Genomic DNA, 13,781 nt, shown 5'->3' with positions numbered 1-13,781 from the left:
GGAAAAGGGTCATCGGTGTCTAAAGGGTCAACGTCAACCGTTTTACCAGTGCACCCGGCAACAGGTTCGAGGCGGTATTGCGCTGGCTGTAGGTACTGGCCGACAACAGCAACTCTCGCTCGGCAGTCAACGCCTCCAACTGCGACCCCAGCAGGTTATAGACGCTGTCATCAAAGCGCATGGTGCTAACGGGCGCCTTGATCTCGCCGTCTTCCACCCAGAATGTTGCGAAGCGGGTCATGCCGGTCAGGCGTGCGGCCGGCTGGTCGGAGTAGTTCAGGTACCACAGGTTGCTGATGTACAGGCCGGTGCCCAGCTGTTTGAGGATATCGGCCTGGGCCAGACTTCCTGCGGCCATTTGCAGGGCGGTGGGGGTTTCGTCGCTTTGCGCGCCGTTGGTACTCAGGCCGTATTCGGCGGCGCTGCGGGAGTTGATCAGGCGCTTATCGGCCTTGCCCGCGTTGATCAACTTCACATCGCTGCGCGGATAGCCTTCGCGGGAAAACGCCGGGCTTAGCGAGCCACTGACCTGCTCATCCACCGACACCAGCGGGCTGAGTGCCTGGTCACCTGCGTACAGCCGTTGCAAGGGGCTGCCTTTGCTGGCGATGGACTGGGCGGAAAAACCACCCCAAGTCAGCATGCCGATGATTTCTTCCAGCGCCGCCGGGGCCAGGTAGGCACGGTATTGGCCGGGGGGCAGCGGGTGCAGCGGGCGGCCCAGGAATTCAAGTTGCTCACAGGCTTGCTGGAAGCGATGGGCGAAGGTCGCGCTGTCCCAGTCGTTGCCGGCGTAGCTGGCTTTTACCGCTTCGCCATTGGCATGGAACAGGCTGAAATCGAAATTGAAGCTATTGGCCTGATGCCAGCCAAAGGCGCCGTTTGAGCTGGCGAAACCACGACTGATGGGGCCGGCGGCATAAAAACCGACCATATCGACGCCCTTTGCGGCCTGGCTGATTTCTTCCAGAACCTGGGTCAGTTCCGGTAGCGGTCGGTCCTGTTCGTCCTTGCTTTGCCAGGCGTTGTGGTTAAGCAGCAGATACGGATCCTGAGGCAGCAACGGCAAGGTTTCCCGCAGTTGTTGCAGGCCGTCGGCCAAGCGCTGGCGGTCCAGTGCAGGTTCGCCGGCCAGGGTGATACCGAGGTCGGCGTGACGACCGTCATGGATCAGTTTCAAGCTCAGGCTGGCCTGTTGCACGTGGCCGGCCTGGCGCACTTGGGCGTGGTTGAAACGTACAAACTCGGATGATTCCGCCGCGTAACCGAGGTGGAACTGTTCTGTTTCGGTGATGGCGTGTTTGAGCCAATCCACCAGAGCCTTGAAGGTATTCATCAGGCATCTCCCCCAAACACGTCGACGTTGCTGAACACACAGGCTGGCGACGCATGGCCGACGCGGATCACCTGGTTGGGTTCGCCCTTACCGCAGTTCGGTGTACCCAGCACCTGGAAAGTGCTGGCATCGCCGACGGCGCTGAGCTTGCGCCAGAACTGCGCGGAAATGGCCCGGTAGTTGGGGTTCTTCACCACGCCCTTGAGCTCGCCGTTTTCAATCAATTGGCCCCATTCGCAGCCGAACTGGAATTTATTGCGCGCGTCATCGATGGACCACGAACGGTTGGTCGACATGAGAATGCCGTGCTCGATGCCTGCGATCAGTTGTGCCTGGCTCTGATCGCCGGCCTCGATATTGAGGTTGGCCATGCGATCGATAGGTGCGCGGTTCCAACTGCACGCTCGGCTGTTGGCCACGCCGCCCATGCCGGAACGGTATTGCGACAGCGCACCGCCCAGAGGCTTGAGCAACAGGCCTTCGCGAATCAGGAGTTGTTTGCTGGCGGCAGTGCCGTCGTCGTCATGGCCGTAGCTGGCGAGCTGTTCGGGAATGTCCGGGTCGAAGGTCACGTTCAGCAGCTTGGAGCCGTATTGCAGGTGGCCGAAGTCGCTGGCCTTGACGAAGCTGGTGCCGGCGTAATTGCGCTCGTCACCGAGGATGCGGTCCAGTTCCAGCGGATGGCCGATGGACTCGTGGATCTGCAACATCATCTGGTCGGGCATCAGCAGCAGGTCACGCGGGCCTTCTGGCGTGTTCGGGGCCAGCAGCAATTGCAGCGCCTGGTCAGCGATCTGCGGGCCGGCGCCGATCAGGCCGAAGCGGCTGATCACATCCGCACCGCCTTGCTGGCCGAAGTTGGTGCCGCCCAAGGTGCGAGTCTGGCTGTCGTTGCCGTCGTAGGCGGTGACGCTCAGGCCCGGGAACACGAAGCGCTGGGCCTGGCGCAATTCGGCGCCCGCGCTGCTGAGGTAAATCTGTTCAACGTGGGTCATGCCCAGGCTGACTTCCCAGTTCACCAGGCGCTCGTCCTTGGGCACTGCGGCGGATTCACTGCCGAGCAGTTGGTAGCAATCGCTCAAGGACGGGAAGGGCTGGTTCAGGTCGGGCGACAGGTAATCGGCTACGTCGCTGGACACGGGTTGGTCGCGCAGGTCGAGCAGGGCATGGGGCAAGATCCGCCGGGCTTGCTGTTCGGCACGCTCAAGGGCGGCTTGCAGGCCAGGCAGGGAAATATCGTTGGTCGCTGCGTAGGCTTCGACACCGTTGAGACGCACGGTGAGCATCGCGCCTTCGTCGTGGTTCAGGTGTGGCGGTTCGGCGACGTTCTTGCGCACCGACAGGTATTGGCCGGATTCGCGAACGTAGCGCAGGGAGAAGAATTCGGCGGTGGTGCGTAGTGCAGAGAAATGTTTTTTCAGTTGCGGGTGAGCGTCGAACACGTGGACCTCCTTGTGGGCTGCAATGGCCCGGAGGGCCCCATCGCGAGCAAGCCCGCTCCCACATTTTGACCTGTGAATACGTTCAAATGTGGGAGCTGGCTTGCCTGCGATGTTTTTGACTTTAGACCGGGCAACCCTTGGCGCGCAGGATCGCGTCAAAACGATCAGGGTCCAATGTGCCGGCTTCGATAGCCGCCAGTGTAGCCTTCTCACGGGCCAGTAGGTCGTGGCAGCGCACCAGCAGTTCTGGCAGTTCACTGCGGGACGCGGCAACCACGCCGTCGCCATCGCCAATCATCAGGTCACCCGGAGCGACCAGCATGCCAGCACAGGAGATCGGCACGTTGATCTCGCCGCCACCGTCGGTGCTTGGGCCACGGTGTACGCCGCCGATGGCGTAGGCCGGCAGTTCACCGGTTTGCCATTCGTCAAGGTCGCGCAGGGCGCCGTTGATCACCACGCCGACGATGCCGGCTTTCAGGGCCATGGCGCGCATGATGCCGCCGAACACGGCGCGGGTCAGGTCGGCGCTGCCGTCGATCACCAGCACATCGCCCGGACGGGCCATTTGCATGGCTTTGAGAATCATCAGGTTGTCACCCGGGCGCACGCGCACAGTCAGTGCACTGCCGAGCATGGGTGCATTGCCGTGGAAGGACTTGAGGCCCAGGCCACCGACGTTACGACCCAGGCAATCGCTGACGGCAGCAGCCGGGATCTTGCTGAACTCCTTCAGCCACTTTGGATCCAGGGGTTCAACGTTGGGATTGATCAGGAAGCCGGTAGGCCATTTGCTCGAAGAAACGACATCAAACATGAGAAAGCCTCGTGGCCAGGCAGAAGCCGGCGTGTCGATAGGGCAGGAAGGTGAAACGTTTGCGCGGGGACTAGATTAGGCCCGGGCGGGGGGTGGGATCAAGGGTGGGGCGGTGTGGGATGGGTTTACTGGGGGTGATGCAGGAAGACTTTTGCTGTCTGGTCGGGCCTCATCGCGGGCAAGCCCGGCTCCCACAGTTGACCGAGTTGTTCTGGCGAACGTGGTCAAAGGTGGGAGCTGGCTTGCCTGCGATACAGGCGACGCGGTGTATCAGTTACTGCGCAGTACGGCTCACTTCACGCAACGGCTTGCCGCGTACCGGCGCTTCACCCGCGACGTAGTAGTCGGCGGTGCTACGCGGCAGTGGCTTGCGGTTACGGATCTTGTCGGCGATTTTCTCGGCGATCATGATCGTCGGTGCGTTCAGGTTACCGGTGGTGATGATCGGCATGATCGAGGCATCGACCACACGCAGACCCTGCATGCCATGCACGCGACCTTCGGCATCAACCACGGCCATCTCGTCGGTGCCCATCTTGCACGAGCAGGACGGGTGGAACGCGGTTTCGGCGTGCTCGCGGACAAACTTGTCCAGTTGCTCGTCGGTCTGCACGTCGATGCCCGGGCTGATTTCGCGGCCACGGAAAGCGTCCAGCGCCGGCTGCTGCATGATTTCACGGGTCAGGCGGATGCCGTCGCGGAATTCCTGCCAGTCCTGCTCGGTGGCCATGTAGTTGAAGAGGATGCTCGGGTAGTCCCGTGGGTTCTTCGACTTCAACTGGATGCGGCCACGGCTAGGCGAACGCATGGAGCCCATGTGCGCCTGGAAACCGTGCTCTTTTACGCCGTTGCTGCCGTTGTAGTTAATCGCGACCGGCAGGAAGTGGTACTGGATGTTCGGCCAATCGAATTCTTCACGGGTGCGGATGAAACCGCCCGCTTCGAACTGGTTGCTGGCGCCGATACCGGTGCCGTTGAACAGCCACTCGGCACCGATGGCCGGCTGGTTGTACCAGAGCAGTGACGGGTACAAGGACACCGGCTGGGTGCATGCGTATTGCAGGTACAGTTCCAGGTGGTCCTGCAGGTTTTCACCGACGCCTGGCAGGTCGTGGACCACCGGGATGTCGAGGCTTTCCAGCAGTTTCGCCGGGCCTACACCCGAACGTTGCAGCAGCTGCGGCGAGGCGATAGCGCCGCTGCACACCAGGACTTCCTTGCGGGCACGGGCTTCAACGCGCTCTTCGGCAGCACCGATCAGGTAACGCACGCCGACGGCACGCTTGCCTTCGAACAGCACTTTATCGGTCAGGGCGTGAGTGACGATGGTCAGCGTCGAACGCTTCTTGGCGGTGTCCAGGTAACCGCGAGCGGTGCTGGCGCGACGGCCGTTCGGCGTCACGGTACGGTCCATCGGGCCGAAGCCTTCTTGTTGGTAACCGTTCAAGTCTTCGGTACGTGGGTAACCGGCTTGCACGCCTGCTTCAACCATGGCGTGGAACAGCGGGTTGTTGCCGGCTTTTGGCGTGGTCACGCTGACCGGGCCCTCGCCACCGTGGTAGTCGTTCGGGCCGATGTCGCGGGTTTCGGCCTTGCGGAAATACGGCAGGCAATCCAGGTAGGTCCAATCTTCCAGGCCAGGCAGTTTCGACCAGTTGTCGTAGTCCATGGCGTTGCCACGGATGTAGCACATGCCGTTGATCAGCGAAGAACCGCCCAGGCCCTTGCCGCGACCGCATTCCATCTTGCGGCCGTCCATGTGTGGCTCTGGATCGGTTTCGTAGGCCCAGTTGTAGCGGCGGCCTTGCAGCGGGAAGGCCAGGGCGGCCGGCATCTGGGTACGGAAGTCTAGACGGTAGTCCGGGCCGCCGGCTTCCAGCAGCAGGACGGTGACGCCTTCGTCTTCGGTAAGACGGGTCGCCAGGGTGTTACCGGCGGAGCCGGCACCCACAATGATGTAGTCGTATTCTTGGGACATTAAATGCACCCTCTAAAAGTGTGGTCAGGCCGCTTTTGTGGCGAGGGGGCTTGCCCCCGTTCGACTGCACAGCAGTCGCAAAATCGGCGCTCGGGTTCTGTCTGAAAGATCGCAGTGTCTGGGATGGGGCCGCTACGCAGCCCAACGCGGGCAAGCCCGCTCGCCACATTGGCCACCCCGGATTTCAGGGGTCTTAGAACACCGAGGCGTAGTCGCCGAGCTCAACCTGTACCGATTTGATGCGGGTGAAGTTGTTCAGCGAGCTGATGCCGTTCTCACGGCCAACACCCGACTGCTTGTAGCCGCCAACTGGCATCTTGGCGTCGGACTCGCCCCAGGCGTTGATCCAGCAGATACCGGCTTCCAGTTGATGAATCACGCGGTGGGCGCGGTTCAGGTCTTTGGTGACCAGGCCGGCAGCCAGACCGAAGTCGGTGTCGTTGGCGCGGCGGATCACTTCTTCTTCGGTTTCGTAGGTGAGGATGCTCATCACCGGGCCAAAGATTTCTTCACGGACGATGGTCATCTCGTCGGTGCAGTCGGTGAACACGGTCGGTGCCACGAAGGCGCCTTTGGCGAAGTCGCCATCGGTCAGACGGTCGCCGCCGCACAGCAGGCGAGCGCCTTCTTCTTTACCTTTGGCGATGTAGCCGAGCACGCTTTCCATGTGGGCGAAGCTGACCAGCGGGCCGAAGTTGGTGTTCTCGTCTTCCGGGTTGCCGACGCGGATGCGTGCAACGCGTTCAACGATCTTCGCTTCGAAGGCGGCTTGCAGGTGCTTTGGAATGAACACGCGAGTGCCGTTGGTGCAGACCTGGCCGGAGCTGTAGAAGTTGGCCATCATCGCAGTGTCGGCGGCGCGATCGAGGTCGGCGTCGTCGAAAATGATCAGCGGGGATTTGCCGCCCAGTTCCATGGTCACGTCTTTGAGGGAAGAGCCGGAAGCGCTGGCCATGACCTTCTTGCCGGTGTCGGTGCCGCCGGTGAAGGAGATTTTTTCGATGCGTGGGTGCTCGGTCAGCCAGGTGCCGACTTCACGGCCGCTGCCGGTCAGGACGTTGAACACGCCGTCTGGAACGCCGGCTGCGGTGTAGATCTCAGCCAGTTTCAGGGTGGTCAGGGACGTCACTTCGCTTGGCTTGAAGATCATCGCGTTACCGGCCGCCAGGGCTGGAGCGGATTTCCACAGGGCGATCTGGATCGGGTAGTTCCATGCGCCGATACCGGCCACAACGCCCAGAGGCTCGCGACGGGTGTAGACGAAAGAAGTGGTGCGCAGCGGGATCTGCTCGCCTTCGATGGCGGGCACCAGGCCTGCGTAGTATTCCAGCACGTCAGCACCGGTAACGATGTCGACATACTTGGTTTCGGAGAACGCTTTACCGGTGTCCAGGGTTTCCAGGGCGGCCAGTTCGTCGTTGCGCTCGCGCAGGATTTCCACGGCGCGGCGCAGGATGCGCGAACGCTCCATGGCGGTCATGGCGGCCCAGATTTTCTGGCCTTTTTCGGCGCTGACAACAGCACGTTCAACGTCTTCTTTTGTCGCACGTTGCACTTTGGCGAGAACTTCACCGTTAGCCGGGTTGATGGCTTCGAAGGTGGCATCGCTGCTAGCGTCGCTGTAGCCGCCGTCAATGTAGAGTTTTTGCAGTTCGAAACGGGCCATAAAGTCCTCGCAAGTGCATAAGTGGTTGGCGTTAACCGCTGAGGGGTGGGCCATAAGGTTCTGGCAACACCGATCAGCAGCCGTTCAGGGGTTGAGCGTTTATGTGTGCTCTAACTCACCTGCTTGGCCAATTGAAAATCCATGTATTCGTAAGCGATCCGCTGCGCCTGCTCCGTGTCGAAAGCGTCTCCCGACAGGGCGCCGCGCAACCACAAACCGTCGATCAGGGCCGCCAGCCCGCGGGCTGCGCTGCGTGCCTCTGAGAGCGGCATCGCACGGCGGAACTGGCAGCACAGGTTGGAATACAGACGGTGATCGTTGATCCGCTGCAACCTGTGCAATGACGGGTGGTGCATGCTGGTGGCCCAGAAGGCCAGCCAGGTTTTCATAGCCGGGCCGTTGACTTGGCTGGCGTCGAAGTTGCCTTCGATGATTACCTGGAGGTGCGCCCGTGGGCTGTCATCCTCCAACGCGTGTCGACGTGCGTGCACGTTCTCGATCAAGACGTTCATCAGGTACCGCATCGTCGCGGCGATCAGGCCATTCTTGTCCTGAAAGTAGTGACTGATGATGCCATTCGAAACACCGGCCAAACGGGCGATCAGCGCAATGCTGGCGTCTCCCATTCCGACCTGATCAATGGCCGTCAACGTGGCTTCGATCAACTGCTGGCGGCGTATGGGTTGCATACCGACCTTGGGCATGTAGCACCTCTCCTTAGGCCTGCCGGCGAGCGATAAACGTCCGTCGGCTTGATGGCCAGTCTATTTTGTTTTGATTGAACGTTCAATCAACAAAGAATAAGATCTGCGACAAATGGTCGCTGCCTACAGGTATTTCCTACGTGCATGTGGCGACATCTGACCTCTGCAAAAACCCTTGAAACAGCCCAAGCCACGGCTTCGGTGGGGTTCAGGAATTTTCGGGGTGTCTTTATAACACCCGTCCGTCGACTGCCGAAAAATCGATGGCGCGGGTCAAGCGCTGCCTTGCGTTTCTCTGCACTGCCCGGAGCATCTGTGCCATGAGTTCTGCCTCTCTTATAAAGACCCCGCCAGAAAAGGTGCGGGTCAACGGTTGGGTGTTCTACACCTCCACCGCGCTGATTCTGTTGTTGACCGCGATTTTGATCATCGCCCCGCAGGAGGCTGGCAGGATGCTCGGCGTGGCCCAGGCTTGGTTGTCGAAAAGCTTTGGCTGGTACTACATGGTGGTTATCGCTGCCTACCTGGTGTTTGTGGTCGGCCTGGCGTTTTCGTCCTATGGAAAATTGAAACTGGGCAGCAAGGACGACACCCCAGACTTCAGCTACGGCGCTTGGGCCGGCATGCTGTTCTCGTCGGGGATCGGCATTTCGCTGCTGTACTTCGGCGCGTCCGAGCCGCTGGACCACTACTTCAACCCGCCTGAAGGCGCGGCCGCCAGCAACGGCGCTGCACGTCAGGCGTTGCAGTTGACCTTCCTGCACTGGGGCCTGCACGGCTGGGCGATCTACGCGCTGGTCGGCCTGGCCGTAGCGTACTTTGCCTACCGTCATAACCAACCGCTGGCGCTGCGTTCGGCGCTGTACCCGCTGGTGGGCGAGCGTTGGGTCAAGGGCGCGGCCGGTCATGCGGTGGACGGCTTCGGCATGTTCGTGACGCTGTTGGGCCTGGTGACGAACCTGGGGATTGGTTCGATGCAAGTGTCGTCCGGGTTGGAAAACCTGTTCGGCATGGAGCACAGCAACACCAACCTGCTGATCGTGATCATCGTGATGAGCACCGTGGCGACCATCGCTGCCGTGTCGGGTGTGGAAAACGGCATTCGTCGCCTGTCCAACCTGAACATTGTGCTGTTCAGCGGCTTGCTGATTTTCGTGTTGTTGTTCGGCCCCACCCTGCATTTGCTTAACGGCCTGGTGCAGAACACCGGCGATTACCTGAACGGCATCGTGCTGAAAACCTTCGACCTTTATGTGTATGAAGGCGACGGCGACAAGACCGAGCGCTGGATGGGCCTGTGGACCCTGTTCTACTGGGCTTGGTGGATTTCCTGGGCGCCATTCGTAGGCATGTTCATCGCGCGTATTTCCCGTGGTCGCACCGTGCGTGAACTGGTGGCCGGCGTGCTGCTGATCCCGTTGGGCTTCACCCTGGCGTGGCTGTCGATCTTCGGCAACTCGGCCTTGGACCTGGTGCTTAACCATGGGGCGGTGGAGCTGGGCAAGACCGCCCTGGAACAACCGTCCATGGCGATCTACCAACTGCTTGAGCATTACCCGGCGTCGAAGATTGTTATTGGTGTGTCGATCTTTGTGGGCTTCGTGTTGTTCCTGACCCCGGCGGATTCCGGCGCGGTGATGATGGCGAACCTGTCCTGCAAGGGCGGCAACGTTGACGAAGATGCGCCGCACTGGCTGCGGATTTTCTGGTCGGTGGTGATCACGCTGGTGACCATCGGTCTTCTGTTCGCCGGTAACTTCGAAGCCATGCAAACCATGGTGGTGCTGGCCGGCCTGCCGTTCTCGGTGGTGCTGATTCTGTTTATGTTCGGCTTGCACAAGGCCATGCGCCAGGATGTGGCGATCGAGCAGGAGCAAGCGCAGTTGGCTGAGCGTGGGCGTCGTGGTTTCAGTGAGCGTCTGACCGCGCAGGACCTGCAACCGACTCAGGCAGTTGTGCAACGTTTTATGGACAAGAAGGTGACGCCGGCGCTGGAAGAAGCGGCAATGGCGTTGCGGGCCCAAGGGCTGGATGTGCAGACCTTGCTCGGTAAATCCAAGCGCTGCATGGGCCTGCGAATCGAGATGGAAGAGGGCAACCCGTTTGTCTACGAGGTGAGCCTGGACGGTTACCTGGCGGCGCCGAGTGAGTCGGCTGAGGCTGAGGAGGAGCGCGCGCGTTACTACCGCGCCGAGGTTTACCTGCACAACGGGAGTCAGGAATACGACCTGATGGGCTTCACCCAGGAGCAGATCACCCGGGACGTGCTCGATCAGTTTGAAAGCCATCGGCAGCTCCTTGGCCGTGTCTATAGCTGAGTGTTGATGTGAGCGGTGTCCTCAAGGACACCGCCTATCCAATGTGGGAGCGGGCTTGCTCGCGAAAGCGGAGTGTCAGTCAGTACGTCCGACACTGATACACCGCATTCGCGAGCAAGCCCGCTCCCACATTTGTTTTGCGGTGCTTAATCAGCCCAGGTTCTTGCCTAGCAACGCGTGATACAACTCGCTATCCCCGAGTATCCCCACCACCTTGTTGTTGTCATGCAACACCAGCTTGTTCCCCGTCTGATAGCGAATCTGCAATGCATCGCGCATGCCGATATTGGAGTCCACCAGCGTCGGTACCCGGCCCAAGCCTTCCACCGCCTGACCAGGCATCCAGTTCTGCAAGTTCAACGCTGAACCGTTTTGCCGCGCGCCCTTGATCGTGTTGCCTTCCGCCAGGTCCAGCCACGAGTCGCCGCCTGGATCCAGGCACACCGAACCGTTAACGCGCGTGCACTTGTCCAGCGTGCGCATCAGGCTGCGACCGCACAACACATTCAACGGATTGGTATGGGCCACGAAGGTGCGCACATAGTCATCGGCAGGGTTCAGCACGATCTCTTCCGGCACGCTGTACTGGATGATCCGGCCGTCTTTCATGATCGCGATGCGGCTACCGAGTTTCAGCGCTTCATCCAGGTCGTGGCTGACGAACACGATGGTCTTGCTCAGCTTGTTTTGCAGCTCCAGCAATTCGTCTTGCAGGCCTTGGCGGATCAGCGGGTCGAGTGCGGAGAAGGGTTCGTCCATCAGCAGAATATCGGCATCCATCGCCAGGGCACGGGCCAGGCCCACACGCTGCTGCATGCCGCCGGACAGTTCGTCGGGCTTTTTGTTGCGCCACTGGGCCAGGCCCACCAGCTCCAGTTTGTCGTCCACCAGCTTGCGCCGCTCTTTCTCCGGCCGGCCCTGCATTTCCAGGCCAAAGCTGATGTTCTCGCGCACCGTCAGCCAAGGCATCAGGGCAAACTTCTGGAAGACCATGGCGATGCGCTTGGTGCGCATCATTTTCAGCTCGGCCGGGGAGCAAGAGGCAATGTCGATCTGCTTGCCTTCGTGCTCGACGAACAGTTGCCCGCGGCTGACGGTATTTAAGCCGTTGATGCAGCGCAGCAAGCTCGATTTGCCGGAGCCGGACAGGCCCATCAGCACGCAGATCTCGCCTTTCTCGATATCCAGGCTGGCCTTTTCAACGCCGACAATCTGCCCGGTTTTTTTCAGGATCTGGTCACGGGTCATGCCCTGGTCGAGCAGTTTCAGGGCTTCACGCGGGTCCTTGGAGAACACCACGTCGACTTGATCGAAGCGAATGATGCTCATGCGTCACCCCCTACTTTGGCGTCGGGTTGTTTGCAGATACGGTCGAGCATGATGGCCAGCAACACGATCGCGAGGCCGGCTTCAAAGCCCAGGGCGATGTCGGCGGTGTTCAGTGCGTTGACCACCGGCTTGCCGAGGCCATCGGCACCCACCAGGGCGGCGATTACCACCATCGACAACGACAGCATGATGCATTGGGTAATGCCGGCGGCGATGCTCGGCATGGCGTGGGGCAGTTCAATGCGCGAGAGCAACTGACGGCGTGAGCAGCCAAAGGCCTTGCCGGCATCCATCAACTCTTGCGGCACATCACGGATACCCAGGTAGGTCAGGCGGATCGGCGCGGCAATCGCGAACACCACCGTGGAAATCAGACCGGGCACCACACCCAGCCCGAAGAGGGTCAGGGTAGGGATGAGGTAGACGAAGGTCGGTACGGTCTGCATCAGATCGAGCACCGGCCGCATCAGGGTGTAGAACATCGGTTTGTGCGCGGCAACAATGCCCAGCGGCACGCCGATGACCACGCAGACCAGGGTGGCAAACAGCACCTGCGCCAGGGTCTCCATGGTTTCCTGCCAGTAACCCAGGTTGAGGATCAGCAGGAAGGAGGCGATGACAAAAACAGTCAGTCCCCATTTACGTTGAATAAAGTGAGCCAGCAGCGCAATCAGACCGATCAATGCCAGTGGATTGAACCAGGTCAGCGCGAACGTCACGCCGTGGATCATCGTTTCCAGTGTCGATGCGATTGCGTCGAAGTAGTTGGCACCGTGTTTGGTCAACCATTCGACGAAGGCAGCGATGTACTGGCCTAGTGGGATTTTCTGTTCAGTCAGCATGGTAGTGAATGTCCACATGCGAATAGGAAAAACATCCCGGGCCAGCGAGCCGGCCCGGGGTCAGCAGTTACTTGGCGAGGTAAGCTTTCACGGCCTCCAACCCTGGTTTGCCATCAATGGTGGTGACACCGGCGAGCCAGGTGTCGAGCACTTGCGGGTTCTTCTTCAGCCAGGCCTTGGCTGCAGCGTCAGGCTTCATCTTGTCGTCAAGGACGTTACCCATCAGGGTGCTTTCCATGTTCAAGGTGAACGACAGGTTTTTCAGCAACTGGCCGACGTTGCTGCATTCCTGGACGTAGCCTTTGCGGGTGTTGGTATAGATGGTGGCCTGGCCGTAGTTGGGGCCGAATGAATCGTCACCCCCGGTCAGGTACTTCATCTTGAAGCGGGTGTTCATCGGGTGCGGTTCCCAGCCCAGGAACACGATCGCCTGGCCGCGTTTGGTGGCGCGTTCCACCTGCGAGAGCATTCCGGCTTCGCTTGATTCGACCACCTTGAAACCGGCGTCTTTCAAGCCGAACTGGTTCTTGTCGATCACGCTCTGGATGGTGCGGTTGCCGTCGTTGCCTGGCTCGATGCCGTAGATCTTGCCGCCCAGCTCTTCCTTGAATTTGACGATATCGGCGAAGTCTTTCAGGCCCTTGTCGTACAGCGCTTCGGGCACCGCCAGGGTGTATTTGGCGTTCTCGAGGTTGGCGCGCACGGTTTCCACGGTGCCGGCATCACGGTACTGCTTGATGTCGTTTTCCATGGTCGGCATCCAGTTGCCGAGGAAGATGTCCATGTTCTTGCCGTCGGCCAGCGATTTGTAGGTCACCGGAACGGAAATCATCGTGGTACGGGGTTTGTAGCCGAGGCCTTTCAGGATTTCGCTGGTGGTGGCGGTGGTGACGGTAATGTCTGTCCAGCCAACATCAGAGAAGTTGACGGTACTGCATTGAGCCGGTTCTGCAGCTTGAGCCAGGACTGGCAGACTCAGCATGGCGGCCAACAACAACGTGGGGGAACCTTTCATGTGGGTAGACTCCTGATGTTTTTCTGGCGGCGGTTGACCGCGCTTTATAGGTGTTGCGGTTGGGGCGTGCGATGACAGCTCTGCCAGGGTGTTTTGCAAACGAGTCGAGACTGATCATGTACCAGTGAAAATCTGACGCCTACAGGGGGCGTCGTATCCAGTACAGGGATGGTCGTATCCAGTGTCGGTGACGTCGCTTACAGATTTTTTAAAAGGCAAAACTGCACTTTTTGCCGATCTGCACCGTAAAAAGCGCCCAGAACGTGCGATCGCACAGGAGCGGCGCTGGTAAGCATGGGTGCGTCGGTGTGAGACGCCGCAGAGGGCAGCAAAA

General features: G+C 60.2%; 10 protein-coding genes. 1 reads left to right on the top strand and 9 read right to left on the bottom strand.

Annotated features, from left to right (window positions below; genetic code table 11):
- Positions 1-19 precede the first annotated feature (19 nt).
- The 6 genes from HKK55_RS23290 to betI form a co-directional block, all read right to left on the bottom strand.
- Positions 20-1,336 (bottom strand): TldD/PmbA family protein, encoded by a 1,317-nt coding sequence (locus tag HKK55_RS23290; protein WP_169356762.1) that lies wholly within the window; start codon positions 1,334-1,336, stop codon positions 20-22.
- Positions 1,336-2,778, bottom strand: coding sequence for a TldD/PmbA family protein (locus HKK55_RS23285; protein WP_169356761.1), 1,443 nt, complete (start codon positions 2,776-2,778; stop codon positions 1,336-1,338). The genes HKK55_RS23290 and HKK55_RS23285 overlap by 1 nt, the downstream gene beginning before the upstream one ends.
- Positions 2,779-2,899: 121 nt before the next feature.
- A complete protein-coding gene (locus tag HKK55_RS23280) occupies positions 2,900-3,595 on the bottom strand; it encodes an RraA family protein (protein ID WP_155583795.1) in 696 nt (231 codons plus the stop codon).
- Between the two features lie 274 nt (positions 3,596-3,869).
- Positions 3,870-5,573: a choline dehydrogenase gene (betA, locus tag HKK55_RS23275; protein ID WP_169356760.1), complete on the bottom strand. Its 1,704-nt coding sequence runs from the start codon at positions 5,571-5,573 to the stop codon at positions 3,870-3,872.
- 193 nt (positions 5,574-5,766) lie between these two features.
- Complete coding sequence (betB, locus tag HKK55_RS23270; protein WP_169356759.1) at positions 5,767-7,239, bottom strand: betaine-aldehyde dehydrogenase; 1,473 nt, start codon at positions 7,237-7,239, stop codon at positions 5,767-5,769.
- Between the two features lie 110 nt (positions 7,240-7,349).
- Positions 7,350-7,943: a transcriptional regulator BetI gene (gene betI / locus HKK55_RS23265; RefSeq protein ID WP_169356758.1), complete on the bottom strand. Its 594-nt coding sequence runs from the start codon at positions 7,941-7,943 to the stop codon at positions 7,350-7,352.
- Between the two features lie 320 nt (positions 7,944-8,263).
- On the opposite strand from betI, the gene HKK55_RS23260 reads away from it, so the two are divergent.
- The gene (locus HKK55_RS23260) at positions 8,264-10,261 is read left to right on the top strand and encodes a choline BCCT transporter BetT (RefSeq protein WP_169356757.1); all 1,998 of its coding nucleotides are present in this window, start codon (positions 8,264-8,266) and stop codon (positions 10,259-10,261) included.
- A gap of 150 nt (positions 10,262-10,411) precedes the next feature.
- Here HKK55_RS23260 and choV read toward each other — a convergent pair whose 3' ends face one another.
- The 3 genes from choV to HKK55_RS23245 all read right to left on the bottom strand — a co-directional run bounded on the left by choV (position 10,412) and on the right by HKK55_RS23245 (position 13,447).
- Positions 10,412-11,590 carry a choline ABC transporter ATP-binding protein gene (gene choV, locus HKK55_RS23255; RefSeq protein ID WP_169356756.1) on the bottom strand — a complete coding sequence of 393 codons (1,179 nt, stop codon included), beginning with the start codon at positions 11,588-11,590 and terminating at the stop codon, positions 10,412-10,414.
- A complete protein-coding gene (gene choW / locus HKK55_RS23250) occupies positions 11,587-12,432 on the bottom strand; it encodes a choline ABC transporter permease subunit (protein WP_150295675.1) in 846 nt (281 codons plus the stop codon). The genes choV and choW overlap by 4 nt, the downstream gene beginning before the upstream one ends.
- A 67-nt stretch (positions 12,433-12,499) precedes the next feature.
- Positions 12,500-13,447, bottom strand: coding sequence for a choline ABC transporter substrate-binding protein (locus HKK55_RS23245; protein WP_169356755.1), 948 nt, complete (start codon positions 13,445-13,447; stop codon positions 12,500-12,502).
- Between the last annotated feature and the right edge of the window lie 334 nt (positions 13,448-13,781).

It is taken from the genome of Pseudomonas sp. ADAK18 (assembly GCF_012935695.1).
Lineage (GTDB): Bacteria > Pseudomonadota > Gammaproteobacteria > Pseudomonadales > Pseudomonadaceae > Aquipseudomonas.
The sequence above is the reverse complement of the archived record's forward strand: the minus strand, read 5'-3'. Positions and strand labels throughout refer to the sequence as shown.